This window comes from Bradyrhizobium elkanii WSM2783 (assembly GCF_000472865.1).
Lineage (GTDB): Bacteria > Pseudomonadota > Alphaproteobacteria > Rhizobiales > Xanthobacteraceae > Bradyrhizobium > Bradyrhizobium elkanii_A.
On record NZ_AXAP01000004.1, the window covers coordinates 85,501 to 111,438 of the forward strand.

23 protein-coding genes, 1 tRNA gene and 2 pseudogenes are annotated in these 25,938 nt (G+C 62.5%); 12 read left to right on the top strand and 14 right to left on the bottom strand.

The features are described 5' to 3' along the window. The first annotated feature begins 92 nt into the window (after window positions 1-92). Window positions 93-2,147 carry an acetoacetate--CoA ligase gene (locus tag YY7_RS0105790; RefSeq protein WP_028162400.1) on the top strand — a complete coding sequence of 685 codons (2,055 nt, stop codon included), beginning with the start codon at window positions 93-95 and terminating at the stop codon, window positions 2,145-2,147. Between the two features lie 78 nt (window positions 2,148-2,225). Here the strand turns inward: YY7_RS0105790 and YY7_RS0105795 are convergent, their stop codons facing one another. Beyond that, entirely contained in the window at window positions 2,226-2,864 is a 639-nt protein-coding gene (locus YY7_RS0105795; RefSeq protein WP_028162401.1) for an alpha/beta hydrolase, read from the bottom strand. After that, a complete protein-coding gene (locus YY7_RS0105800; protein ID WP_028162402.1) occupies window positions 2,861-3,796 on the bottom strand; it encodes a ring-cleaving dioxygenase in 936 nt (311 codons plus the stop codon). Before YY7_RS0105800 ends, YY7_RS0105795 begins: the two co-directional genes overlap by 4 nt. A 131-nt stretch (window positions 3,797-3,927) precedes the next feature. On the opposite strand from YY7_RS0105800, the gene YY7_RS0105805 reads away from it, so the two are divergent. Beyond that, a complete protein-coding gene (locus tag YY7_RS0105805; protein WP_028162403.1) occupies window positions 3,928-4,821 on the top strand; it encodes a LysR family transcriptional regulator in 894 nt (297 codons plus the stop codon). Here the strand turns inward: YY7_RS0105805 and YY7_RS0105810 are convergent. After that, the gene (locus YY7_RS0105810) at window positions 4,818-5,366 is read right to left on the bottom strand and encodes a cysteine hydrolase family protein (RefSeq protein ID WP_028162404.1); all 549 of its coding nucleotides are present in this window, start codon (window positions 5,364-5,366) and stop codon (window positions 4,818-4,820) included. The two genes, YY7_RS0105805 and YY7_RS0105810, sit on opposite strands and share 4 nt — an antisense overlap. Before the next feature lie 111 nt (window positions 5,367-5,477). On the opposite strand from YY7_RS0105810, the gene YY7_RS0105815 reads away from it, so the two are divergent. Further along, window positions 5,478-6,458: a GlxA family transcriptional regulator gene (locus tag YY7_RS0105815; protein WP_028162405.1), complete on the top strand. Its 981-nt coding sequence runs from the start codon at window positions 5,478-5,480 to the stop codon at window positions 6,456-6,458. A gap of 104 nt (window positions 6,459-6,562) precedes the next feature. Here YY7_RS0105815 and YY7_RS0105820 read toward each other — a convergent pair whose 3' ends face one another. Both YY7_RS0105820 and YY7_RS0105825 read right to left on the bottom strand, forming a co-directional pair. Continuing rightward, window positions 6,563-7,537 carry a quinone oxidoreductase family protein gene (locus YY7_RS0105820; protein WP_028162406.1) on the bottom strand — a complete coding sequence of 325 codons (975 nt, stop codon included), beginning with the start codon at window positions 7,535-7,537 and terminating at the stop codon, window positions 6,563-6,565. Window positions 7,538-7,745: 208 nt separating this feature from the next. Next, on the bottom strand, window positions 7,746-8,735 hold the full coding sequence (locus YY7_RS0105825; protein ID WP_028162407.1) for an NADPH:quinone oxidoreductase family protein: 990 nt from the start codon (window positions 8,733-8,735) through the stop codon (window positions 7,746-7,748). 144 nt (window positions 8,736-8,879) lie between these two features. Between YY7_RS0105825 and YY7_RS50855 the strand changes: the two genes are divergently transcribed. The 3 genes from YY7_RS50855 to YY7_RS0105840 all read left to right on the top strand — a co-directional run bounded on the left by YY7_RS50855 (window position 8,880) and on the right by YY7_RS0105840 (window position 12,820). Then, window positions 8,880-9,938, top strand: a complete 1,059-nt coding sequence (locus tag YY7_RS50855; protein ID WP_051396555.1) for an AraC family transcriptional regulator — start codon at window positions 8,880-8,882, stop codon at window positions 9,936-9,938. 108 nt (window positions 9,939-10,046) lie between these two features. Beyond that, on the top strand, window positions 10,047-11,573 hold the full coding sequence (locus YY7_RS0105835; protein ID WP_028162408.1) for an acyl-CoA synthetase: 1,527 nt from the start codon (window positions 10,047-10,049) through the stop codon (window positions 11,571-11,573). A gap of 35 nt (window positions 11,574-11,608) precedes the next feature. After that, on the top strand, window positions 11,609-12,820 hold the full coding sequence (locus YY7_RS0105840; protein WP_028162409.1) for an ABC transporter substrate-binding protein: 1,212 nt from the start codon (window positions 11,609-11,611) through the stop codon (window positions 12,818-12,820). 204 nt (window positions 12,821-13,024) lie between these two features. On the opposite strand, the gene YY7_RS50860 is transcribed toward YY7_RS0105840, so the two are convergent. Both YY7_RS50860 and YY7_RS57815 read right to left on the bottom strand, forming a co-directional pair. Beyond that, entirely contained in the window at window positions 13,025-14,206 is a 1,182-nt protein-coding gene (locus YY7_RS50860) for an acyl-CoA dehydrogenase family protein (protein ID WP_196237227.1), read from the bottom strand. Between the two features lie 198 nt (window positions 14,207-14,404). Then, window positions 14,405-14,647, bottom strand: a complete 243-nt coding sequence (locus tag YY7_RS57815) for a GDCCVxC domain-containing (seleno)protein (RefSeq protein WP_080663596.1) — start codon at window positions 14,645-14,647, stop codon at window positions 14,405-14,407. Window positions 14,648-15,457: 810 nt separating this feature from the next. Between YY7_RS57815 and YY7_RS0105855 the strand changes: the two genes are divergently transcribed. From YY7_RS0105855 to YY7_RS0105875, 3 genes are all read left to right on the top strand, one after another. After that, entirely contained in the window at window positions 15,458-16,222 is a 765-nt protein-coding gene (locus YY7_RS0105855; RefSeq protein ID WP_028162410.1) for a response regulator transcription factor, read from the top strand. 603 nt (window positions 16,223-16,825) lie between these two features. After that, a complete protein-coding gene (locus YY7_RS0105860; protein WP_028162411.1) occupies window positions 16,826-17,407 on the top strand; it encodes a MarR family winged helix-turn-helix transcriptional regulator in 582 nt (193 codons plus the stop codon). Window positions 17,408-17,770: 363 nt separating this feature from the next. After that, window positions 17,771-18,916 carry a DUF2336 domain-containing protein gene (locus tag YY7_RS0105875; protein WP_196237228.1) on the top strand — a complete coding sequence of 382 codons (1,146 nt, stop codon included), beginning with the start codon at window positions 17,771-17,773 and terminating at the stop codon, window positions 18,914-18,916. A gap of 5 nt (window positions 18,917-18,921) precedes the next feature. Here the strand turns inward: YY7_RS0105875 and YY7_RS0105880 are convergent, their stop codons facing one another. From YY7_RS0105880 to YY7_RS0105900, 5 genes and pseudogenes are all read right to left on the bottom strand, one after another. After that, window positions 18,922-19,263 carry a tRNA-binding protein gene (locus tag YY7_RS0105880; protein WP_028162413.1) on the bottom strand — a complete coding sequence of 114 codons (342 nt, stop codon included), beginning with the start codon at window positions 19,261-19,263 and terminating at the stop codon, window positions 18,922-18,924. 198 nt (window positions 19,264-19,461) lie between these two features. Then, window positions 19,462-19,848: pseudogene (locus YY7_RS50865) on the bottom strand (methyltransferase domain-containing protein); the annotation flags it as partial. A 55-nt stretch (window positions 19,849-19,903) separates the two neighbouring features. Then, window positions 19,904-20,737, bottom strand: a complete 834-nt coding sequence (locus YY7_RS0105890; protein WP_028162414.1) for an alpha/beta fold hydrolase — start codon at window positions 20,735-20,737, stop codon at window positions 19,904-19,906. A 32-nt stretch (window positions 20,738-20,769) separates the two neighbouring features. After that, window positions 20,770-21,414 (bottom strand): glutathione S-transferase family protein, encoded by a 645-nt coding sequence (locus YY7_RS0105895; RefSeq protein WP_028162415.1) that lies wholly within the window; start codon window positions 21,412-21,414, stop codon window positions 20,770-20,772. A gap of 62 nt (window positions 21,415-21,476) precedes the next feature. Next, window positions 21,477-22,223 carry an SDR family NAD(P)-dependent oxidoreductase gene (locus YY7_RS0105900; protein WP_028162416.1) on the bottom strand — a complete coding sequence of 249 codons (747 nt, stop codon included), beginning with the start codon at window positions 22,221-22,223 and terminating at the stop codon, window positions 21,477-21,479. Window positions 22,224-22,395: 172 nt separating this feature from the next. Here YY7_RS0105900 and YY7_RS62970 point away from each other — a divergent pair. Both YY7_RS62970 and YY7_RS0105905 read left to right on the top strand, forming a co-directional pair. Beyond that, window positions 22,396-22,572 (top strand): annotated as a pseudogene (locus YY7_RS62970) (LysR family transcriptional regulator); the annotation flags it as partial. A 33-nt stretch (window positions 22,573-22,605) separates the two neighbouring features. After that, the gene (locus tag YY7_RS0105905; RefSeq protein ID WP_245287213.1) at window positions 22,606-23,298 is read left to right on the top strand and encodes a LysR substrate-binding domain-containing protein; all 693 of its coding nucleotides are present in this window, start codon (window positions 22,606-22,608) and stop codon (window positions 23,296-23,298) included. A gap of 154 nt (window positions 23,299-23,452) precedes the next feature. On the opposite strand, the gene YY7_RS0105910 is transcribed toward YY7_RS0105905, so the two are convergent. After that, window positions 23,453-23,542 (bottom strand) — tRNA-Ser (locus YY7_RS0105910). A 122-nt stretch (window positions 23,543-23,664) separates the two neighbouring features. On the opposite strand from YY7_RS0105910, the gene YY7_RS0105915 reads away from it, so the two are divergent. Then, window positions 23,665-24,528, top strand: a complete 864-nt coding sequence (locus tag YY7_RS0105915; protein ID WP_028162418.1) for an alpha/beta fold hydrolase — start codon at window positions 23,665-23,667, stop codon at window positions 24,526-24,528. Window positions 24,529-24,800: 272 nt separating this feature from the next. On the opposite strand, the gene YY7_RS0105920 is transcribed toward YY7_RS0105915, so the two are convergent. Then, window positions 24,801-25,934 (bottom strand): ROK family protein, encoded by a 1,134-nt coding sequence (locus tag YY7_RS0105920; RefSeq protein WP_028162419.1) that lies wholly within the window; start codon window positions 25,932-25,934, stop codon window positions 24,801-24,803. Between the last annotated feature and the right edge of the window lie 4 nt (window positions 25,935-25,938).

A 25,938-nucleotide genomic window follows, 5' to 3' on the forward strand; every position in this document is an offset into this window, starting at 1 on the left:
CCGGCGCCGGGCGATGACATTCCCGCGCGGGTTCCGTTATGCTAGGCCTTCGTTCGAGCGGCGCTCCCCGCCGCGATGCAAGTCGAAGAGCAATGGCCGCACCTCACGTTCCGCAGATCGCCCTTTATCGCCGCTGGCTGCAGGAGCAGCGCGGCCTGAGCTTTTCCAGCTTTGAGGACATGCGCCAGTGGTCGGTGCGCGACCTCGACGCCTACTGGCAGAGCATCTGGGACTATTTCGACCTGCGCTCGCCGACGCCGCACCGCGCGGTGCTGGCGGAACGGAAGATGCCGGGCGCGCTCTGGTTTCCCGGTGCCTCCGTCAATTACGCCCAGCAGGTGTTCCGGCACGTCGAAGCCGCCGATGCCGCGGGCCTGGCGGCGATCGTGAGCAGCGGCGAAGATGGCGTGCTGAAAGCGACGAGCTGGCCCGAACTGCGGCGACAGGCGGCCGCGCTTGCGGTTCATCTACGGGAAAAAGGCGTCAAGCCCGGCGACCGCGTCGCGGCCTATCTGCCCAATATCCCCGAGACCATCATCGCCTTCCTCGCCACTGCGAGCTTGGGCGCGATCTGGAGCGTGTGCGCGCCCGACATGGCGGCGCCGGCGGTGATTGATCGCTTCAAGCAGATCGAACCGAAAGTGCTGATCGCCTGCGATGCCGTCACCTATGCAGGCCGGCGGCATGACCGCCGCACCGTGGTCGATGAGCTCCGGCGCTCGCTGCCAACGGTCAAGCATTTCATCCTGCACAGCGACGCGGAGAGCGCCGAGACGGCCGATCCGCTGCTATCAGCGATCTTCGCCCGCCGCAGTCCCGCGATCGATACGTTCGAGCCGGTGTGGCTGCCGTTCGATCATCCGCTCTGGATCGTCTATTCCAGCGGTACCACCGGCTTGCCGAAGCCGATCGTGCACAGCCATGGCGGCATCATCATCGTGGTGCTGCCGCTGAACACGCTGCACAACGATATCGGCTGCAGCTACCAGCCGAACTCGTTTGGCGAACGCTTCCATTGGTACAGCTCGACCGGCTGGATCATGTGGAACTGCCAGGTCAATGCGCTCCTGGGCGGCACCACCTGCTGCATCTTCGACGGCAGCCCCGGCGGCTCCAAGGACAAGCCGGACTGGACCACGCTGTGGCGCTTCGTGGCCGACGCGCAGGTGACAGTGTTCGGCGCGGGCGCAGCGTTCTTTGCCAACTGCACCAAAGCCGAGATCGATCTCGCCGCCGTCGGCGACCTCTCACACCTGCGCGCGCTCGGCTCGACCGGATCGCCGCTCAGCGCCGACACGCAAGCCTGGTTCAACGAGCGCTTCGCCGCGCTCTCAAAGGTCAATGGCAACGCCGCGCAGGCGGACATGTGGTGGGCGAACATTTCCGGCGGCACCGACTTCGCCGGCGCCTTCATCGGCGGCAACAGGGAATTGCCGCAGACGCCGGGCACGATGCAATGCCGGATACTGGGCTGCGCCGTGGAGGCATTCAACGAGCAGGGACGGCCCGTGATCGACGAGGTCGGCGAACTCGTCTGCACCGAGCCGCTGCCGTCGATGCCGCTGCGTTTCTGGAGCGATCCTGGTGATACGCGCTACCGCGCCAGCTATTTCGAGACCTATCCGGATAATTTCGACGGCAGCGGACGCGGCCCGGTGTGGCGGCATGGCGACTGGCTGAAGGTCGCCGCCGACGGTTCCTGCGTGATCTATGGCCGGAGCGACGCCACCATCAACCGGCACGGCCTGCGCATGGGGACGAGCGAACTTTACTCGGCGATCGAGGCGCTGCCGGAGATCCTGGATTCGATGGTCGTCGACCTCGAATATCTCGGGCGCGAAAGCTACATGCCGCTGTTCGTGGTGCTGCGCGACGGCATCGCGCTCGACGAGGCGATGAAGGCAAGGATCAACAAGGCGATCGAAGCCGGCCTGTCCCGCCGCTTCCTTCCCAACGAGATATTCCAGGCGCCCGAAATCCCGCGCACGCTATCGGGCAAGAAGCAGGAGCTGCCGATCAAGAAGCTGCTGCTCGGCCATCCGATCGAGAAGGTCATCAACAAGGATGCGATGGCCAATCCGGGTTGCCTGGAGTGGTACCTCGCTTTTGCGGGCGACTATCTGCAGAAAAATACGGGCGCCGCTTGAGGCGGCGCCCGCATTCTAGGTTTTTGTTTTGACGCGTTTTCTTCACGCGAACCGGTGTCCACTTCGCTCGAAAACGCTCTACGTGGACTGAAGCGTCCGCTTCTTCACCCGCTCCAGCCACTCGCGCGTGAGCACGAGGTCCGCCTGCGAGAGCTGGTGTCCGGCCGGCAGGGTCCGATGCGTGACATCGGCGCCGGCATCGCCCAGTATCTCAGCCAGCTTCGCCGAGTTGGAGGCCGTTACGATCGGGTCCATCTGTCCCGCCGCGACCAATACCGGCGCGCCGGCCAGGTCGGGGCGCGGTGGATCGGACAGCGGCACCATCGCGCGCAGCAGTATCGCGCCCGAAAGCGTGCCGGGACGAAGCAGCATCATGGCTGCGGCGATGTTGGCACCGTTGGAATAGCCGACCGCCACTGGCGCGCCGATGCCGAGACGCCGCCGCATCGCGTCAACGAAGTCGGCCAGTTCGGCGGCACGCCGCCGAATGTCGTCCTCATCGAACACCCCTTCCGCAAGACGGCGGAAGAAGCGCGGCATCCCATTCTCCAGCACGCGGCCGCGCGGCGACAGCAGCGCCGAATCCGGCGACAACATCTTGCCGAGATCCAGCAGGTCGTTCTCGTCGCCGCCGGTGCCGTGGAGCAGCAGGAGGGGCGGAGCGCCCGCCCCTTCCGCCGGCACGAAGCGATACACGAAGGGTGTCTCGTTCGTCATGCGACTTCTCCCAAATCAGGCAGCACGCTTTCGATCTCCTTGCGATGCCGCTCGAGGAACGCCGGCAGCTTCAAGGTGTGGCCGAGGCTCTCGACGGGCTCATCCACCGCAAAGCCCGGAATGTCGGTCGCGATCTCGAACAGCACGCCGCCGGGCTCGCGAAAGTAGATCGAGCGGAAGTAGTTCCGATCCTTCTGCTCGGTCGGATGCAGGCCGTGCGCCGAGACCAGCTTCTGCGCCATCTGCCCCTGCTCCGCATCGTCAGCCGCGCGGAACGCGATGTGATGCACCGAGCCGACGCCCTGATGACCGCGCAGGAAGCCCTTGGCCTCGTAGATGTCGACGATGCCCCCTTGGGCGTCACCGGGAGCAGCGAAGCGGATCACCGAACCCTCGCGCGCGACCTCGCGGAAGCCGAACACATCGGTCAGGATGGCCGCGGTCTTCTCGGCAGTCTCGAGCAGCAAGGTCACGCCGTGGAAGCCGCGGATCGCGTGCTCGGCTGGGACGTCGCCATTGCTCCAGGCCGGCTCATCTTCCGCGCCGGCAACGCCGACGACAGCGAGCGCCATGCCATCGGGATCGGTGAACGGCAGCACCGACTCACCAAACCGCTTCTCCAGCGGCTGATGTGGGATGCCCTTCTCGACGAAGCGCTGCACCCAATAGCCGAGCGAGCGCGCCGGCACGCGGAAAGCGGTCTGATGGGTCTCGCCGACGCCACGACGGCCGGCGGGGGCGCCCTCCCACGGGAAGAACGTCAGGATGGTGCCGGGATGACCGACCTCGTCGCCGTAGTAGAAATGATAGGTCGTGGGATCGTCGAAATTGACGGTCTTCTTGACGAACCGCAGGCCGAGGTCGCGCGTGTAGAAGTCGAAATTCTTCAGCGGGTTGCCGGCGAAAGCGGTGACATGATGGATGCCAGACATTGGTCTCTCCTGGTTAATTCGGGAACCCGATCGGGCTCGTCGAGCGCAATATCGGCCCGCTATGTTCCGAGAACAATCCATGCTTTCATGGCGCCACTGTCTACGAATTGAGGACAATCGGCGGAGGCAAGATGGACAAGGTCGCGAGCTTGCGGGCGTTCGTGAAGGTCGTGGAGACCGGCAGTTTCGCCGAGGCCGGCCGACAGCTTCGCCTCTCCCGCTCCGCCGTCAGCAAGTATGTGGCCGAGCTCGAAGAGAGCCTGGGCGTGCAGCTCCTCAACCGCACCACCCGCCATGTCAGCACCAATGAGAGCGGCCAGATGTATTTCGAGCGCGCGCTCTCGATCCTGTCCGAACTCGACGCGGCGGATCAGGCGGTGTCGCAGGCGCAATCGGCGCCGCACGGACTGCTTCGCGTCAACGCGCCGATGTCGTTCGGCACGTTGCGGCTCGGACCGGCGGTCGCGGACTTCATGGGGAAATATCCGAAGATCCAGCTTCAGCTCGTCCTGAGCGACGACCTGCTCGACCCTGTGCAGGACGGCTTCGACGTCACCTTACGGATCGCGGAGCTGGAATCATCGAGCCTGATCGCGCGCAGGATCGTGCCGGTCGACCGCATCGTCTGCGCCTCGCCGGATTACCTGACCGAGCACGGCACGCCGACCCATCCGCGCGATCTTCGCGAGCATGTCGCGCTGACTTACGGCTTTCTGCTCACCGGCAACCAATGGAAGCTGACGGGTGCGGATGGCGATCACTGGATCCAGCCATCCTGGTCGCTGTGCGCGAACAACGCAGAGGTGCTGCGCGACGTCGCCGTGAAGGGGCACGGCATTGCGCTGATCCCGACCTTCATCGCCGGCGATGCGCTCCACACCGGAACGCTGAAGACCATCCTTTCGGACTATCACGCACCGCCGCTGACGCTCTACGCGATCTATCCTCCGACCAGGCACCTTTCGGTGAAGGTGCGGCTGTTCATCGACTTCCTGGTCGAACGCTTCGGCGCGGGAGCGGATTAGCGCGGGAGATAATCCGCCGTGCTCACCAGCATGCCATATGACGACCCCAGCGCGGCCATGAAGGCAGCGTGGACCTGCGCGGCGGGAACGTTGACGCCGCCGAACGCAAGTTCGCGCGTCGCGCAGGCGTCGTGCACGACGGTGGCCTTGTAGCCGAAATCCGCCGCCGCGCGAGCCGTCGCGTCGATGCACATATGGCTCATTGCGCCCACGATCACGACGTCCTCGATGGCTTTCGCATCGAGCGCCTGCTTGAGCGGAGTGTCGCGAAACGAGTTGGGATAGTTCTTCACGATCACCGTCTCGCCGTCGGCCGGCTGGACGGACCCATGGATTTGCGCGCCATCCGATCCCGCGACAAAGAACGGCGCATCCGGCCGCACGAATTCATGCCTGATGTGAATGACCGGATCGCCGCTGGCACGGGCAGCAGCGATGACCCGCGCCGCGTTGGCCGCGGCCGCGTCGATCCCGACCAGCGGCAGCCTGCCGGAAACAAAATAGTCGTTCTGAAGATCGACAACGATGATCGCGCGCTTGCTCATGGCCGGACCGTCCTTTCCGCAGATTGGTCTGTATCTTTCTGGACAAGGTTAGGCCCGCCATCGCATGCTGCAAATTGGCGATACCGACATAAAACGGGTTGATACCGACAGATGGTTTCCCGAGGCCCCACCGAGATCGGACTGGTGCATTATCCCGGCGCGCAGCTCGCCGCGATCCATGGCCTGACCGATCTGTTCGGCGTCGCCGACCGGATTGCGACCCGACATCGCAAACGCAAGTCCGCTCTGTTGCGGATCAGCCATTGGCAGCAGGCGGAGCCGAACAAGCCGCCGGCGCGGGTCTTCGACAGCGTCCCGGACAGCGATGCGAAGGCAGCGCCTGCCGCGCTGATCCTGCCGCCGAGCCTAGGCGAGCCGCCCACGACGGAGAAGGCGGCGCCTTTCGTGCGATGGCTGCATGGCCATCACGACGCCGGCGTCACGCTCGGCTCGGTGTGCGCGGGTGCATTCCTGCTCGGCGAGACCGGCCTCTTGGCAGGACGATCGGTGACGACGCACTGGGCCTACGCCGAGCAATTCCAGAACCGTTTCCCGGAGGCGCGCGTCGATATCGACCGGCTCATCATCGACGATGGCGACATCATCACCGCCGGCGGCGTGATGGCCTGGACCGATCTCGGCCTGAAGCTGGTCGACCGCCTGCTCGGGCCGACGGTGATGATCGAGACCGCACGCCTCTTGCTGGTCGATCCGCCTGGCCGCGAGCAGCGCTATTACAGCGCGTTCGCGCCGCGGCTGACCCATGGCGACAAGGCCGTGCTCAAGGTGCAGCACTGGCTGCAGGCGACCGGAGCAAAGGACATCGCGCTGGCAACACTCGCGGCGCGTTCCGGATTGGAAGAGCGCACGTTCCTGCGCCGCTTCCAGAAGGCGACGGGCCTGACGACAACGGAATATTGCCAAAGGCTGCGCGTCGGCAAGGCGCGCGAATTGCTGCAATTCAGCCGCCTGCCCGTCGAGCGGATCGCCTGGGACGTCGGCTATGGCGACCCGAGCGCATTCAGGAAGGTGTTCATGCGCATCACCGGCCTGACGCCGGGCGACTACCGGCGCCGCTTCAACGTGGAGTGAGGGGCGCATAGGCTCGTAGCCCGGGTGGAGCCAACGGGTCGCGCGAACGCGCGCCCCGTTGGCTCCACTCGGGCTACGACGTTGTTCGTGTCAAGTGAGCGCACTCACACCAGGAACACGGTCGATCCCGTGGTCTTGCGGGCGGCGAGATCGGCGTGGGCCTTGGGGGCGTCCTTGAGCGGATAGGTCTGGTTGATCTCGATCTTGACCGCGCCTGATTTCACCACGTCGAACAGTTCGTTCGCCATCGCCGCCAGATTCTCTCGCTTGGCACCATAGGTGTTCAGCGTCGGGCGGGTCACGTACAGCGAGCCCTTCTGTGCCAACAGGCCGAGATTGAGCGGCTCGATACTGCCGGAGGACTGACCGAACAACACCGCGACCCCGAGCGGCGCGAGGCAATCCAGCGATTTCAGAAAGGTGTCCTTGCCGACGGAGTCGTAGACAACAGGCACCAGATTGCCTTCGGTGATCTCCTTGACGCGGGCGACGAAATCCTCGCGCGTGTAGACGATCGTGTGCGCGGTGCCGTGGGCTTTGGCGAGTTTCGCCTTTTCGTCGGTCGAAACCGTGCCGATCACGGTGGCACCGAGATGCTTCGCCCATTGGCCCAGGATCAGCCCGACGCCGCCGGCCGCGGCATGCAGCAGGATCGTGTCGCCGCTCTTGACCCGATAGGTCTGGCGAATGAGGTACTGCACCGTAAGACCCTTGAGCATCATCGCGGCGGCGGTCTTGTCATCGATGCTGTCGGGCAGTTTGAGCAGACGGTCGGCAGGGATCAGCCGCTCCTCGGCATAGGCGCCGAGCGGCGAGTTGCCATAGGCGACACGATCGCCCGGCTTCAGGTCGGTGACGCCGGGCCCGACTTCCTCGACGACGCCTGCTCCCTCGCTGCCAAGGCCGCTCGGCAGCGGCACGCCATAGACGCCCGCGCGGTTATAGATATCGACAAAGTTCAGGCCGACTGCGGTGTGACGGATCCGCGCTTCGCCGGGACCGGGCTTGCCGAGCTTGACCTCCTCCCATTTCAGAACCTCGGGACCACCGGCCTGATGGAAACGAAAGGCGTGTGTCATGAGAAACTCCTGCAGCACGGGATGATTGTGAATCTCAGCGAAAGCGGCGAATGCAATCCATTTCGCCGGCCGCAGACCATATCAGCGTGCTGCATGGCGGCAAGCAGCGCCCGCGGTCATCTTGCCGTGAGCTCGTGACGCAGTGCAAAATTCTTCCAATCAGATCGGACGCAGCAGAGATAATCTAGTCCTGCAACGGATGGTCGAGTCAGATCACCACGACGACCTTGCCCAGCGCGCGGCGGTCGGCAAGGTGCTGGATCGCCTTGCCGCCCTCCTGCAGCGGGAATTCGGCGCTGATGCCTGATGACAGCATGCCTTGCGAATAGCAGGACTGGAGCGCCCGCCGGTTCTCGGCGAGGCGTGAATCCTGCGACAGCGTGAAGGTGCGCCAGTTGATCCCGAGCACATCGCAATTCTTCAGCAGCGGAAGGTTGAGCGGCAATGACGGAATGCCGGCGGTGAAGCCGAGCACGAGATAGCGCCCGCCCTCTGCGATGCAGCGAATGGCTGCTTCCGAGAGCCATCCGCCGACGGGATCGATGATCACATCGGCGCCGTGCGGCCCGACCGCCTGCTTCAGCCGCGCAGCGAGCTCGCGACCATCTCCTGTTGTCTCAGCCGAATAGATCACGCCTTCAGAGGCGCCATGCTGGCGTGCGAAGCCGAGCTTCTCTTCCGATGAGGCCGCAGCGACGACGCGGGCGCCGAGATTGCGCGCGACCTGCACGGCGGCAATGCCGACGCCCCCTGCTGCGCCGAGCACCAACACGGCTTCGCCGGCCCGCACACCGGCGCGGGTATGCAGCGCGTAGTAGGCCGTCTCGAAGGTGAACTGCATGACTGCGGCATCGACGAACGACATGCCCTCGGGAATCGGGCTGCAGCGCGTGGCATCGACGGCGACGAACTCCGCCATGCCGCCGGTTCCGGTCCGCGCCGCGACCCGCTCACCGACGCGCAGCCCGGCAACCCCTTCCCCCACCGCGGCCACGACGCCGGCCACCTCGGCGCCGGGCGCGAAGGGCCGCGGCGTCTTGACCTGATAGCGATCCTGGATCGTGAGAAGATCCGGATAGTTCACGCCGCACGCCTTCACCGCCACCAGCACCTGCCCGGGTGCGGGCACCGGCTCCGGTACATCGAGCAGCCGCAGGGTTTCGGGCCCGCCCGGCTCGCAACTCATCAACGCGCGCATCAAATGTCCTCCGGTGGTACCCCCGTCAGCGACAAATGAAAAGAAGTCCCGCACCCGCAATGACGAAAACGATCAGTTGCGTTGACCTTGCCTGCCACAGGAATGGTGGCGACGGAACAATCCCGGCGCTAACATGCCAATGCCATGCCGGGAGCCTCCGCCGCACTTCGATCATCACGCGCTGCACCGTCGCGTTCAGCGATCGACTCCGGCTATGTCGGCCTGGTCCTGAGCGGCGTGCGCGAGGCCGGCTTTGATATCGACCGGCTGTTGGCGCGCGCCGGCATCGCGCCCGAGCAACTCGAGAAGCCGGGCGCCCGGCTGCCGCAGGACCAGTTCGCCCGCCTGATCGCGATCCTGACCCGGGAAACGCGCGACGAACTCTGGCTCTTGTGCAACCGCCCGATCAAGCCCGGCACCTTTCGCATGATGTGCCGGCTATTGATCCGCTCTGCCAATCTGCGGGAGGCGATCCGGATCGGCTGCCAGTTCTATCATCTGGTCGCCGACGATTTCGTGGTGCGGCTGGCGGAAGGCAGGGATGACGCTTCGCTCTACGTCACCGACACCATCGCCCAGCCGAACCGGCGGCGCATGGTCAACGGCGCGATCCTCTTGTTCGCCTATGGGCTGATGTGCTGGCTGGTAGGCCGCCGGCTGCCGTTGATCACCGTTCACTACGTCTTCCCGGAAGAGCCGTTCAGCTCGGAGCTCGAGCCGTTCTATAGGGCGCCGATGCTGTTCGACCAGCCGCGCACCGAAATCCGCTTCGATGCCGAATTGCTCGATCTGCCGATCATGCCCGACGAGGAGCGGCTGCGGCGCTTCCTCGCTTCGATGCCCAATGCGCTCCTGGTGCGCTACCGCGACGACAGCAGCATGGCCGAACGCGTGCGCGGCATTCTCCGCCGCAACCTCAAGCGTCCGTTGTCGTTTGAGGACATCGCCGGGATGCTCGCCGTCTCGCCGCAGACACTGCGCCGCCGCCTGCTCGACGAAGAGAACTGCGGCTTCCAGGATATCAAGGACCGGCTGCGGCGCGACCTCGCCACCCACCTATTGCAGAAGTCCCGCCTGTCGCTGGAAGAAATCGCGGTCTCGCTTGGCTTCTCCGAGCTCAGCACCTTCCATCGCGCGTTCCGGCGGTGGACCGGCGTAACGCCCGGCGAGTTCCGCGAGCGCCGCGGCCCTGCCGCAAAATAGTAGCGTCGGATTCCGCCAATCGGATTGGCATGCGCGGTCATTCAATGATGCAGCCTTGATGCGGATAATCCCGGCAAGGCCGATGTTCTCGGCCAACACGGGGAAGAAATGCCAATCCTGCGCCAATGGGCTGAACGTCATCCCGACAAGACCGCCGCGCTCGTCGCCTTTTCCGACCAGGCGATGACCTATGGCGAGCTCGATCGCCGCGCCAATGCCGTCACGCAGCTCCTGATCTGGATGGGGCTCGCCGCCGGCGACGGCATCGCGATCATGCTCGACAACGACCCGGCTTATTTTGAGCTGATCTGGGGCGCGCGCCGCCACGGCGTCTATTACACGCCGGTCAGCACGCATCTGAAGCCCGAGGAGGCGGCCTATATCGTGCGCGACAGCGGCGCCAAGCTGTTCTTCGTCGCCGCGCGTTTTGCGGACGCGGTCCAGGCGCTGCTCGCCGACAATCCGCACCGGTGCACGGTCTACGCGCTCGGCGGCGCGTTGGATGGCAGCTTTGACTATGGCGCGGAGCTTGCCCGCTTCGATCGCCTGATCGAGATTCCCGACGGGCCCGTCGGCAAGGATTTCTTCTATTCTTCAGGCACGACCGGCAGGCCCAAAGGCATCAAGCAGCCGCTGTTCGCCAATCTTCGCCAGGCGCAGGCCTCCGGCGACTGGGTGCGCGACAATTTCGGCTTCGCGGAGGATACGGTCTATCTCTCTCCGGCACCACTGTACCATGGCGCGCCTCTTCGCTTCACCATGCGCACGCTGGAGAGCGGCGGCACCGCCGTGATCATGACGAAGTTCGTACCGGAGCAGGCGCTGGCCGCGATCGAGCATTACCGCGTCACCCACAGCCAGTGGGTGCCGACGATGTTCTTCCGCCTGCTCGCGCTGCCTGACGAGATACGCGCCCGCTACGATCTCGCCTCGCATCGCTGCGCGATCCACGCCGCCGCGCCTTGTCCGCCCGAGCTGAAGGAGCGGATGATCGACTGGTGGGGGCCGATCGTCTGGGAATATTACGCGGGCTCGGAGCGCAACGGCGCCACCTGCATCTCGACCGCGGACTGGCTGACCCATCGCGGCTCGGTCGGGCGCGCCTGCGTCGGCACCATCCATATCCTCGACGAAGCGCAGAACGAGCTCGGCCCCGGCGAGATCGGCGACGTCTATTTCGACGGCCCGCAATTCGTCTACCACAACGATCCCGAGAAGACCGCGCGCTCGCGAAACGCCAAGGGCTGGTCGACCATCGGCGATGTCGGCTATCTCGATCACGACGGCTATCTCTATCTGACCGACCGCCGCTCGCACATGATCATCTCCGGCGGAGTCAATATCTATCCCGCCGAGATCGAAAATCGCCTGGCGCTGCATCCCGATGTTGCCGATGTCGCCGTGTTCGGAATCCCCAATCCGGAGTATGGCGAGGAGGTCAAGGCCGTGGTGCAGCTCAGGGAGCCATCGAAGGCATCATCGGCGCTTGCGACTGAGCTGATGGCGTTCTGCCGGGACGGCCTGTCGCACGTCAAATGCCCGCGCTCGATCGATTTCGCGGCCGAGCTGCCGCGGCAGGAGAACGGCAAGCTGTTCAAGCACGTGCTGAAGCAGCGCTATCTGCAGCCGGCCTGATCAGAGATCATCAACAACGAAGACAGGAAAAGAGCATGAAGAAGCTCATGGTGGCGACCTGTGCGATCGCATGGGCGGGGTTGTCGTTCTCCGCGTTCGGACAGGAGAAGAACTACGGACCGGGCGTGACCGATAGCGAAGTCAAAATAGGTCAGACCATGCCGTATAGCGGCCCGGCGTCGAGCTTCGCGGCGATCGGGCGTGCGATGACCGCTTATTTCCAGAAGGTGAACGCGGAAGGCGGCGTCAACGGCCGCAAGATCAACCTGGTCTCCCTCGATGACGGTTATAGCCCACCCAAGGCCGTCGAGCAGACGCGGCGATTGGTCGAGAGCGAGGAGGTGCTGGCGATCGTCGGCACCTTCGGCTCGCCGACCAACTTCGCAACGCAAAAATATCTGAACGCCAAGAAGGTGCCCGGCCTGTTCCTCGGCACCGGCGCCAACCGCGTCTCCGAGCCCGCGACCTATCCATGGTCGATGGGTTGGCAGCCGAACAACCATGCCAAGGGCGTGATCTACGCCAAATACCTCCTCAAGGAGCGGCCCAATGCGAAGGTCGCGGTGCTGTTCCAGAACGACGATTTCGGCCGCGACTACGTCAAGGGCTTTCGCGACGGGCTTGGCGACAGGGCCGCGACGACGATCGTCAAGGAGCTCAGCTACGAGATTGCCGAGCCGACCATCGACTCGCAGATCCTGATCCTGAAAGCGACCGGCGCCGACGTGTTCCTCGACATTTCGACGCCGAAATTCTCCGCGCAGGCGATCAAGAAGATGGCGGAAACGAAGTGGGATGCGCTGCACCTGCTCAGCGATGCCGCCGGCTCGATCTCCAGCACGCTGGTGCCGGCGGGGCTGGACAATTCCAAGGGCGTCATCACCGTCGCCTTCCGCAAGGATCCGAACGATGCGGCATGGGCCGATGATGCCGGCGTGAAGGAATATCTCGCCTTCATGAAACAATACATGCCCGAAGCCAATCCGTCCGAGACCTATCACGTGTTCGGCTATGCGACGGCGCAGACCTTCGTTCACGTCCTGAAGAATTGCGGCGACGACCTGACGCGCGAGAACCTGATGAAGCAGGCGACCAGCATCAAGGACCTCGTCCTCCCGATCATGCTTCCCGGCATCAAGCTCAATACCACCCCGACGCGCTACACGCCGATGAGCCAGGAACAATTGATGCAGTTCGACGGCGTGAAATGGAAGCCGATCGGCGAGGTGATCGACGCGGAGAAGTAGGACGACTACCTCGCCCCGCCCTTGCGGGGAGAGGTCGGAATTCAAGCGCAGCTTGAATTCGGGTGAGGGGCTGCTTCCGCGAACTCATCTGACGCCGTCTTCGTGGAGACAACCCCTCACCCTACCCTCTCAGAGCGAGCTCCGCTCGTCTGGGCCCCGTGGAGAACGGGGAGAGGGAGGCGCAGGGCACTTGCGCTCTTCAGTCTATTCACACTCGCGCAGCACCTCCCGCGCGATGGTCATCTTCATCACTTCGGTGGTGCCCTCCGCGACCTGCGCGATGCGGCTCTGGAAATAGAGCTGGCCGAAGCGGTTTTCCCTGAGCACGCCGAGCCCGCCATGGATCTGGATGGCGCGATCGATGACCCGGCAGGCCGCGAGCGGCGCGAAGCATTTCACCATCGCGGCTTCCTTGCGTGCATCGAGGCCACGATCGAGCATCCAGGCGGTCTTGTAGACCATCAGCCGCGACTGCTCGAGGTCCATCTCCGATTCCGCCAGCATCCATTGAATGGCCTGCCGTTCCGCGAGCGGTTTGCCGAACGTCTCGCGCTCACGCGCCCGTTTCGCGGCCTGCGTCTGCGCCCAGCGCGCGGTGCCGGTCAGGCGCGCACCGATCACGGTGCGGTTACGGTTGAGCTGGTCCATCATGTAGCGGAAGCCCATGCCCTCCGCGCCCAGCATGTTCTTCGCTGGGACCACGCAATCCTTGTACTGGTAGTCGCAGCTCCGGCCGAGATAGGTGCCCGGCGCCATGGTCTCGTATTCGCGCAGCACCGACACGCCGGGATTAGGATAGTCGACCAGGAACAGGCTGATCCCCTCATAGCCCTTGCTCGGATCGGTCACGGCGTAGCAGAGCAGATATTTCGGCGTGATGGCGGGATGGTTCGGCGGCGGCGCCCAGCGCTTGATGCCGTTGATGATGTAATTGTCACCGTCACGAACGGCGGTGGTCTTTATCCCGGCCGCGTCGGAGCCCGCGCCCGGCTCCGAGATGTTGATGTGGTAGAACTTGTCCTCTTTCAGGATCGGATAGAGATACGCTTCCTTCTGCCATTCCGGCGCGACGTGAAGCGCGGGATGCGGATCGAGAAAGCCCGACCAGGTCGCGAGCAGGCCATGCATCACGGGCGACCTTACGATCTCCTCGTAGACCAGGCACTTCGCGACCGTGCCTAATCCCTGCCCGCCGGCTTCCTTCGGCACCGCCAATCCCCTGAAGCCGTATTCGCGGAATTTCCGCACCACGCCCATGAAGATGTCGTGCGGCACGGCGTAGTCGTCCGTTCCCCAGTCATGCTCGAGCGGGCGGCAGACTTCCTCCACAAAGGCAGCGGCCCGCGCCTTGATGTCGCGTTGTTCCCTGGACAGTTCAAAATCCACTGTGATCTCCAAGCCTTGTTTTGCAAGGCTGGAGACTAGGTCGGCTGCGTCAGGGCGATTATGGCGTGGAGAGCCAATCTGGTTGGCTGATTGCATCAGGCCGGGAGACCTTGCTGGCTTCGTCCTTCGCGTCGCTCGATCAGGCCGCGGTGTCTAGCGCGCGGAACTCGCGAAACAGGTCGGCAGCTCCCCAGTTGCTCAGCCATCTCTGGCTGAGCAAGCGCAAGTCGATGCTCCACGGCTGGCCTGAACCGGCGGGCATGGCACCGTCCCATAGGAACAAAAAACGCAGCAATCGCCTGGCTTGGGCTTCAGGTGGGCACCGCATGCCTTGCAATCATAGAAGAACCTGCAAGCATCTAGCGGCATGATTTCCATCTGACGATATCCGCAGTGTGGACATGTGACGATGGATTGCAGAATAAGTGAGTTGTCCTGCATCGCCGCATCCCGCCAGAAATAGTCTCGAAATCAGCGCCATGAGTATAGCGCCGATACGGCCTCCAGGGGACGAAAACGAGATTGCGGATAACGCGGGAAGGGACGGTGTCCCGCAAGGTCGCTTCTCCCGAGCAGAATTCGACCAGTTAGATTTTGTCTAATCGGCACGATGACGTCTGCGTCGTCGTGCCACGTGGGGGGTTCCGTGGCGACAACCTGCCAAGCGTCACTTTTCCGGCCAGCAATGGACAATGCTTGATCTTGGCGCGGCGGGATTCATGATCGCGCCTTCCGATAGCTCCAGATCTTGAGCAAAAGTAGCATTGCTACAAAATCATCTAATGATTGCTTCAAAACTAATTGCTTCAATAATCTCAAAACAAATGGTCGGCCTGCGTACCAACTACTCTCGGGGCAAGCTTGATTGCATTTCTGCATTTTGCCAACGTCAGGACGAGCGATTCACGTCGCTTATCTAAAAGAACGGCAAATTTTTGGAGCGCTCGGCATGACAAAGGCGCTCCGACACAACTGACATAGCCGTTCTGCATTCGGGGTGACCACCTATGTCTTGGGGGCACCTTCACGATTGTGTGCGTGTGCGTTTGTGGCGTCTCGTCGAGTCCGAACCTCAAAAACATAAATCCACGACGCGCTGAGCTCACGCTACAACCGCTGAATCTGCAAGTGACTCATCCGGAAAACAAAGAACTGCGTGCGCAGGGCAATCTCTGCTCGCGCTGTCAGCATCACCACGGCACACGCCGAACGAAAAAATTCAACAGGCTAGGCGAATGGGGCAAATACCGCATGTACGTCATCATCGATGATCGAGAGAACGTTGCCACCGGCTACATCGGCGGTTTCGATCGTGAAGGCATTTCTTCTGTTGGATTTTCGCCAACGGAGTTCCTTGAGTGGCTGGAATCTGCGGGCGACGATGAGCTGTCGGCCATTGACGCTTTTCTTCTTGGAGATTGTGATACTCGCGCCACCTTGCCTCGCACTGTCCGCAAGCGCTGCCGTGCACCGATCATCGCACTCAGCAACCAGAGAATGCTTAAGCACACGGTCGAGCTCTTTGAAGCTGGCGTGGATGATGTCGTCCATATTCCAGTCCACCCACGCGAGATCCTGGCAAGAACTGCCGCGATCTCCCGCCGCAGCCTCGGAATATCGACCCATGGCAGGCAAGGTGCGATTCGAGTCTTCTTTGACGGGAGAGATCCGGAAATTGGAGGAGCAGTCATGATGCTGCCGCGTCGCGAGCTCCGCATCCTGGAACACATGGTTGGTCAGCAAGGAAAATGGCTGACCAAAACGCAGATATTCAATGCGGTTTATGGGATCTTCGAGTCAACGTTCGATGAAAACGTGATCGAAAGTCACGTCAGCAAGCTGCGCAAGAAGCTGCGTGACCGTCTCGGCTACGACCCGATCGTCTCGAGGCGATATAGCGGCTACCGGCTCGATTCCTCGACAGGAGCGCCCGAAGACGACGCGACGCGAGATCTCCAAACCCTTGGCATCCTGGCCAAGCAAGCACCATCGAGGCCACGACCCATCTTCACTTGAGAGAACGAGATCATCATTCAGAACAGGTAACGCATCGCCACGAAAGTAGCCGCATGACCAACGACCGCGTGGCATCTGTGCAGATTTGGTAACGAGCTAGCGCATGCCTGCCCGTCACGACAGCAGGCGCAGCCATCCCATTCCGGATGACGGGTCTGCGCGACGCGCAGGCCCGCCGCTTACCTGTTGGCATCGCGTACCGCCTCGATAATGCTTCGATAGAGCAGCACGATTTGTCGGATCGCGCGCGAATCCTCTGGAGACGGTTCGAAACGTGAAAATCATTCTTCGAATGCATCGCTGAACCTTTCGCCTTGTGACAGCGACAATCTCGTTGTCACTGACGATCCAGGTTGCGTTGCCGCGCTGTGTAGTCCGATCCAATCGGCGGATGATTAATGAAGTCAGTGTTGCTTGCGGGGAAATTCAAACGATCAGCAGACAATTTCTTAATGGCCGACGCATTAGTGGGCTAAACGACATGCAGTTGAGTTGAACCTCGAACCAAAGCGCTCAGGGCGCTCATGAGGTGCACGCCGAGAAACTGCTCGCAAATCGTTGAGCCGAGAAACTGCTCGCAAAATCTTTTGAATTGGGTTGATCATGACGTTAGCACGCGAGACGGTTGAATTATTGGTTCAGACGGCGAGGATTTGGCACTTCGAAGGTAGTCGGCACGGGCTGCGCGATCGCGAATGGATGGCCCTGCGTTTTCTTGCTCGCGCGAATCAGTTCTCCCGGACTCCGTCGGCATTGGCCACTTTTGTCGGCACTACCAGGGGCACCGCATCTCAAATCGTCAAGGTGCTCGAAAGAAAGGGATTCCTCGTTCGCAAACCTGCTGCGGAAGACAAACGCTCGGTGATCCTTTATGTGACCGCGCAGGGTGAGAAATTTCTCGGGCATGATCCGGTCAATGTACTCGTAAAGGCGATAGGCGTGCTCAGCGTCGATCGCCAGACCAGCTCTCGCGATGCGCTCCGCCAGGTGCTCGACTGGTTGGATATTACCCAGCAACGACATCATGCGGACATTTGCAGGGAGTGCACGTTCTTGACGGAGAATAGTGCCGACGGCGCGACAGGCAACGCCCGCCCACAATTCACATGTCGCTTCTTTCGTGCAGCGATCACAGCGGACGAAACTATGCTGCTATGCGCGACCTTCGAGCGCGGCCGGCGATAGATTCATCCGACGCTGGCGCTGCGGACGTCCGCTAAAGCGTGATGACTTTTCTTCGAATCGTCATCCCGCTTTAGCTCTTTTTGTTTGAGCATCATCTCCGCGCAAACGCTTCGCGTTTGTCGCGAGGGAAAACCGGTGTCCACTTTTCCGGGTCATGCTCTATTTCGTTTCGTGATGCTGTATGCCGAGAGAGCAGGCGAAGCGCACGGCAGCTTCGAGCTGCAACCAGACGATTATTGGAATGCCGACAATTTTAATCATCTATGAGGCAGCTCGAATCAACAATCTTCATTGCCTGCATGATAGCTCGTCACCATCAACTCCTCGCCGCCAAAGGCGAACGTGCCGACGAGACCCATGATCATGACGACGTTCTATTCGTTAATCAATGAAGTGCAAAATACAACGACATCCGGGTCGACGAAACGGCAACTAAGGGCTCTCACCCGCATTACGGACTTGTTCCTTGCCGGGTCTGGTCGCTACTCCAAGCAGCAGATCAAACTGTTTGACGAGATATTCAAAACCCTCGTTGCCGTGATCGAGTTGAAAACCCGCGTCAGGCTGGTCCGCCATCTCGCGACTGACTCGAATGCGCCGGCAACGCTGGTCAGGGCACTTGCATCGGATGATGCTGTTGCCGTGGCGGCTCCGGTTCTCAGTCAGTCGGATGCCCTTAGCGAGTCCGATCTTGTCGCCTGCGCCAGCACCCAAGGTCAGGGCCACCTTCACGCAATCGCGCAACGTCGAACAATCAGCGAGGCGATCACGGAGCTGCTGATTCTGCGCGGCGAAGCCGGCGTGGTCCATGCGGTTGCGAGCAACCCGGGCGCCCGCTTTTCGGATGGCAGCTTCGGCGAGCTCGTCGCGCGATCGAGCGAAGATACCCAGCTTGCCCTCCATGTCGGGACGCGGCATGACATCCCCAGACATCATTTCCTGAAGCTTATGGAAACTGCCTCGGCTTCCGTACGCAACAAGATCGCCGCGGCAAACCCGCAATTTTCCGACGCCGTGCATGACGCCGTGACAGAGGTCATCGACGACATAAATCTGGAGGTCCGCAATCAGTCTCCGGATCACGCGCGGGCAAGGAAGAAGGTAAAGCGCCGCAAATACTGGAAGGAGCTCGGAGAAGCGGATGTTCACGCGGCCGCCCGAGCGCAGGATTTTGAAACGGCGGTGATGGCGTTGTCCGTCCTTGCAGCCTGTCCTATCGAACTGGTCGAACGGGCGGTTCTCAATGAGAATCCTGGCACCGTGCAACTTGTCGCAAAAGCCGGCGGATGTTCCTGGGCAACGGCCAAGGCTTTGCTGCTGATGAGAGTAGCGGACCGCAGGCTAAGCAAGATCGACCTTGATCAAGCGCGAGAAAACTTCGAGCGGATCGAGCTCCGAACGGCGAGACGAGTGCTTGAGTTCTACAGGGCACGCCGTGACGCGCGCACAAGCGAAAGCCATCCCATCACGCCGAGCGAAACCGGCTCCCTAGCGGTCGCCATGATATAGGTCCGCTAGAACAGGCGCCCGCCATTCGGAACTGGCCGCTCAGGCGCAACGAGCACCACACGGCCTTGTTCATCGGGAAAGCCCAGCGTCAGCACCTCCGAGAGGAATGGGCCGATCCTGCGCGGCAGCAGATTGACCACGCAGGCCACCTGCCGACCAATCAATGACTCGGCGGAATACAGCTCGGTAAGCTGCGCGCTGGACCGCTTCGTTCCAAGCTCGCGGCCGAGATCAATCGTCAGTTTCCACGCCGGCTTCCGCGCTTCCGGAAAATCAGCCACGTCAACGATCGTGCCGACCCTGATGTCGATGGCCAGGAACTCGTCGATCCCGATCGTTTGCGTCATGTAAACCTCGCGCAGCAAGTGTGTTTCGTTCGTGCTGTTGGCGTGACCAAAAAACGGTCATGCAAATCACGAACCGACGTTGGATACGCCAGTGATGCGATGGCTGCCAGCGGCAATATCGGATGTGAGTACGAACAGCACTCGGAGTTGCGTCGTAAAGCGGGACAGGGCAGGTTTTTCACGCAACCTCGGCTCGCATCACCTCTTGCGAGCCACGATGTAAGGACGGTTGTCGTTGCCCTTGGTTGCGTGGCTTTCAGTGGCGAGAATGTCGAAGCCTGCCGCACATATTTCCCGACCCAGCTCCGCTACCCGAAAGACGCCTGCATAGGGTGCTTTTCCGATCGCGCGCATCGCGGGCAGCAAGGCAAACGAGATGAGTGGGTTCATGTCCCCGACGCAGGGTGTCTTGGAGATGAACAAGCCTTCGGCTGCAAGCAAGGCGTGGATGCAGCGTAGCGTGCGAGGCAGGTCGCGGACCAGATGGAGATAGTTGAATCCCAGAACCACGTTGAACGGTGCTGCATCAGGCGTAAGCGCTTCTGCGGTCGCGGTGCGGAAGACAAGGCCCGGAATGGGCCCAGCGGTACCCCGCTATCGCCGCCACGAGACAGCGGACAGCCATTTGTGGGTGATGGACTTAGGCGTCAAGGAAGAGCGCCGCATGGGCCCGGAATAGCTCCGGATATTGGTAGATGGAGCCGTGACCCGAGTCCGGGTAGATTATGAGTTGCGCGTTCGGCAGGTTCTGCTGGAGCGTGAGAGAGTGTGCGGTCGGGATGATGGCGTCATCGCTGCCTTGCACGATCAGCGTGGGCTGCTCGATCGATTTCAGATAGTCGAGAGCGTTCTCGTCGGACATGATCCACTTGCCGATGGCCTCACCCTGAGCGGCGATGGTTTGAGCGCTCACCTCGGGATCACGATCCTGTCGGCGCAGTTTGCGCTCCAGGAAAGCGAGACCGGCTTTCCGGCTGGTCTCGGTCGGCTTGAAATGGACGGCCAGCCAAAGGTGCTCGGGCGGATCATAGCTGGCGGCGAAGATCTCAGCCGAACGGCTCGCCGTCATGTCGTTTCCGCGATGGCCTGTCCCCACCAAGATGAGCTTTCGGACGAGACGGCCGCCTTGCAACGCGATCTCCTGCGCCACGAAGCCTCCAATGGAGATGCCGAGCACATCGACCTGTTCAAGCCCCAGCGCGCGGATGAAGGCGATCGCATTGGCTCCCATCTCCTGGAAGCTGGTCGGCGTCTCGCCGGAGGAACTGGAGACGCCGGCGTTGTTGAACAGGATGACCTCGCGGTCCTTTGCCAAGCCGTCGGTCACGGCCGGGTCCCAGTAGTCCATTGTACCGATGTAGTGCTGGTTGAAGATGATGGGCACGCCGCCTGCCTTGCCGAAGCGGCGATAGGCGAAGCGGATGCCGTTGGCCTCGACGAACTGGGTCGGGGCGGTCTGGTGCGTGTGGGGCATGGCGCTCTCCTCTCTGATCGAGCGGACCGAGATCAGGCTGAAAAGCCGGGGCGCGCCGAAACAGCGTCGTACCAGCGACGGGTCGCGGTGTGGTTATCGGGGATCGGCATCGACAGCGCCTTGGTGGCGAAGTCGACGGTGACGACGGCGGTGATGTCCGCGGTCGAGAAGGTTTCACCGGCCACCAAGCTGTTGGCGGCCAAGCGTCCCTCGAGATCCGCATAGAAATCCCGGATGCGCAGAGCGCCGCGTTCCACCAGCGCCGGGATCTGATCGTAGCCGTGCGGGCCGGAGATGGCCCGTCCGGCGAGCCCCTTGGCATTGTTGCGCACGGTTTCCATCACGGCGGCAAAGCCTTCCTGCTCCATACGCCGCTCCCACATTGCGACCAGCGCCTTCTCCTTAGGAGTCGTGCCGCCGATCGGACGGTCGGAATAGGCTTCGTCGAGATACCGGAAGATCGCCTGTACCTCCCCGATCGCGGTGCCGTCTGCCAGGACCAGCGTCGGCACGACCCGGCGCGGGTTGATCGCTGCGTAAGCGCTGGAGAACTGCTCCTTTGCGCCCAGATCGACTGGCACCGTGGTTGCGCAAATGCCCCGTTCGGCGAGGTAGATGCGGACGCGGCGCGAATTGGGCGACGCACTCGACTGATAGAGCTTGAGTTCGTTCTTCATGGCGTTTTCCTGTCGGAGAAAAGATGCGGGCGCAGCCTGCCGCCGCGCCCAAAGGAGGAGGGTCAGCCAGCGGTCTTGCCGCCGTCAGCGGTCAGAATCTGGCCCGTGACGAAGGAGGCCGCGTCGGAACTGATGAACAGGATCGCGTTGGCGATCTCCTCGGGACGGCCGGTGCGGCCGAGCGGAACGCCGGCGGCGAGCTTCGCCTTGACCTCCGCGGAGCCGGTGAAGCGGTCGAGCATGCCGGTGTCGGTCGGTCCGGGTGCGACCGCGTTCACGCGGACGCCAGAACCGGCCAATTCCAGCGCGATCGACTTGGTGATCCCCTCGACCGCATGCTTGCTGCCCGCGTAGAGCGAGGCATAGGCCGCACCTTCATGGCCGTAGGTCGACGAGATGTTGACGATGCTGCCGGAACCCTGTCCCTGCATCACCCGGGCCTCATGCTTCAGGCTGAGCAGCACACCCAGGACGTTGGTATCGAAGGTGGCGGCATAGGTCTCGGCGCTTTGTGCGGTGATCGGGCCGGGCTTGCCTTCGGTGCCGGCGTTGTTGACTGCGATGTCGATACGGCCGAAGCGCGCGACGGCGCCATCGACCACCGCCTGCACCTCCTCATCCTTGCGCACGTCGGCGCGGATGAATTCAGCTTCGGCGCCGAGGCCGCGCAACTCTTCGGCCAGCGCGTGGCCGGCTTCCGGATTGCGGCCGGACACGATCAGGCGATGTCCAGCGCGGGCCGCCGCGACGGCGGTAGCGCGGCCAATTCCAGTGAGCGCGCCGGTGATCAGAGTGACTTTGCTTTCCATTTTCAGTCTCCTTGTTGCACTGAAGGCAAGCCGGGGGCGTTCACGAAAACCCGTTTTTTCGGGGCCGTGCTGCTGTCTCGTTCGCGCTTCGATGATTGAGATCTAGGCTTCGATTGCCTTGAGCGGAAAGACTTTGTACGCTCTTAGCTATACTTCAAAGGTATGGCCGGCCATGGAGCTGCGGCACCTTCGCTATTTTGTTGCGGTTGCTGAAGAAGGCAGCGTCTCGCTCGCCGCCGAGCGGCGCCTGCATACGGCGCAGCCGTCGCTCAGTCGGCAGCTTCGCGATCTTGAACTTGAGATCGGCGCCCGGCTCATGACGCGTGGATCACGTGGTATCGAGCTGACGGCAGCCGGCCGAGTATTCCTCGATCACGCGCGGGTGGCGCTGCTGCAGGTGGAAGCCGCCGCCGAAGCGGCGCGCCGCGCGGCGCAGCCGGCCAAATTCAGATTCGTCGTCGGCTTCCTGACCGGAATCGAAATGGAATGGATGTCACCCCTTATGGCGGTGTTGGCCGACGCGCTCCCGACCACGGAGGTGACGATCGTCAGCCAGCAATCGCCCGATCTCGCGGCAGGGCTCATGCGCAACACGATCGATGTCGCATTCCTTCGCCCGGAGAAGAACGCGCCAGGTTTGTCATTCCGGCTCCTTCGTCAGGAGCCGCTGATCGTGCTGCTTTCGGCAGAGCACCGACTGGCGCAGAAGACGGCGATCCGGCCCGAAGACTTAAGGGGCGAGACGCTGGTTGGTGTCCCCAACTCCAATTCTCCCGCGCTGCGTGCGGTGACGGATCGCTATGGCAGGGATATCGGCATCGACCTGACGCCGGATCACGAAGCGCTGAATATCGCGATGGCCATATCGCTGGTCGCTTCGACGAACGGGGTGAGCCTGCTCCCCCTCTATGTGCGCAACATGCTGCCGCCTTCCGTTGTCAGCCGCCCGATCGAAGGCGTCGCACCTACGATCGATCTGGTGCTGGGCTTCAACGAGGCCAATGGCTCGCCCCTGCTCAAGTCATTGCTTGGTCGCGTTGACGATCTGAAATTCAGGGTGACTGAGGTTAATTGAAGATGGCCGCTCGCGACAATAGCAGCCACGCCTGTCAGCTGTGCTGAATGGCAGCGTCCGTAGTGTTTGCCACAGATATGGAACACGACAGATTCAGCGAACGGCGGGCAAGCAAAGGATAATAGGAAGGGCTACAGGACACTGTAGCGTAGGATGGCGGAGAGGGAGGGATTCGAACCCCCGATAGGCTTGCACCTATGCCGCATTTCGAGTGCGGTGCATTCAACCACTCTGCCACCTCTCCCGGTGCCAAAAAGGTGATTCCTCACCCTCTGCGGTCGGGGCGTGTTCTAGGCGAGGATGCCGGGGGAGACAAGGCGCCGGGAGAAGATTTCCGCAGCGCCGAAACGGCCAAAGGAGGGCGAAATGGAGCATTTCACGGTGAAAGCCAATGGGGCGGCGTTCCATGTCGCCCGGATCGGGGCCGGCAAGCCGCTGCTCTTGCTGCATGGCTGGCCGGAATTCTGGCTCACCTGGGAGCCGGTCATGGCGCGACTTTCCGACCGTTTTGCGCTGATCGCCCCCGACCTGCGCGGCTTCGGCGACAGCGACAAGCCGGACGGCCCGTACGGGCCGGAGCAGCACACGGACGACATGCTGGCGCTGATGGATGCGCTCGGGATCGAACGGGCCGGCGTGGTCGGCCATGACGTCGGCGGCGCCGTGATGCAGCCCTTGGCACGCAAGGCACCCGAGCGGATCGTGGGGCTTTTCTTCTTCGATTTCGTCTATCCCGGCATCGGGCCTCGCATGGCGGCGCCGGATCGGCTGAACCACATCTGGTACCAGTCGTTCCACCAGATGGAGATGGCGCCGAAGCTCGTCGGCGCGACGCGCGAGAGCTGCGGCCTCTATATCGGGCATTTCCTCAAAGGCTGGTCGCATCGCCAGGATGCGTTCGACGATGTGCTGGACGCCTTCACCGACAACTTCCTCAAGGCGGGCAACCTCGCCGGCGGCTTCGCGCATTACCGCGCCGCGCACGCCGCGCGCGTGAAGATGATGCAGGGCGAAGCGCCGTCATTGCCTGCGATCACCGTGCCGACCTGCATCCGCTGGGCCGAGCACGATCCGCTGTTTCCCTATGCCTGGACCGACCGGCTCGGCGAGACCTTCGCGGACCTCGATCTGAAGATGTTCGAAGACGTCGGGCATTTCCCGCATCGCGAAGCCCCCGATCGCGCAAGCAACGAGATCTCCACGTTCTTTTCGCGCATCGGATGGATCTGAAGCGGGAGAATCAGGTTAGAAATTGGGTGGGACCGCCAGACGCGACAAAAATAACTGGCGGTCCCGTGCCGCTTCATCAAAATGCTGGCCGGGGAAGTGCGGCTTCGCCGGTCAGCGGAGGCGACGCGATCACCGTAGCAACGGGCGCCGCAACGGCCAACGCAATGTCGGCCTTAACCTAACCTTTAAACCTTACTGCACCCGGATTTCCGAGAAATCGCCCGTAAACCTACGGGAAGGTGACGAAATCAAGGGTAGGCATATACCCAGCGTCACGCACTCTTCTTTGCTTTCTTCTCGCCGTTGTCCTTCTCGTCCTTCTCGCCATTCTTTGCGCCTTTGCCGTTCTCCTTGCGGCGGATGGTGAAGCGCGCATTGCCGAGGCCGGTGCCGATCGTCAGCACGCCCCAGCGCTCAACGTCCTGCATGAAGGGGACTTCGGAAAGCCCCTGCACCACGCCGTCATTATGCATGACGATCGCGGTGTCGTGGTCGCCGATTTGCGGGATCGCCTCGACCAGGCTTGCCGGCAGGTTGAACTTGCTGCTCTCCCAATTGCCCGGCAGGTTCTGCGCGCCCTTCTCGATCGAGCCGTCCTCATTGATCACGCCGGGACAGGCGATCCCGATGAAGGGCGCCAGCTTCAGCCCATCGGTCTCGGCTTCCGCGATGAGGTCCTGCAGCATCTCGACCAGATGCTCCACCGCGGCTTCCCGCGTCGGGGTTTCATCGGCATGGCGCCAAAGCTCGGATTTCCAGACCGTGGCCTTGGAGAGGTCCGGCGCCTTTTTCCAGCGCGTCTCGACCACGCCGCAGCGGATGTTGGTGCCGCCGATGTCGACCGCCAGGATGCTATCATGAGCTTCGAAGATCCATGACGGCGCCAGATGCAGGCAGCCGATCAGCCCGGCTTCGTCGGGGTGATGGCGGATCGGCTGAAGATCAACCTTGAACTTCTCGTCCTTGAGGATGATCTCGGTGCGCGCGATCGCGAGCTCGCCAAGCCTGGAGTCACGGAAGCCACCACCGACCACGATGCGCTCAGTCTTGGCCCAGGCCTTGGTCTTGAGGAAACGCCGAGTCACATAGGCAAGCTCCAGCGCGAACTCCTCGATCGCGCTGTGAACCACGGCGGAGGCTTCGGTGTCGTCGCCGATCAGGATCGCGTCCAGCGTCTTCTTGCTGACCTGGTCGGACGGCTCATCGCCGAACGGGTCCTCGCCGGTCTTGCGCAGCGGCTTGCGCCAGCGATCGAGGATCTTGCGGAACGCGCTCTTGCTGGCGCGGTCGCCGAGGAAACCCTCGTCGTCCTTCAGTTCGATGTTGAAGCTGTCGACGTCGACAGACGGCAGCCGCGTCGCACCGTGGTGGGCGATCCCCGTTGTCAATACCAGTTCGTCGGCCATGAAA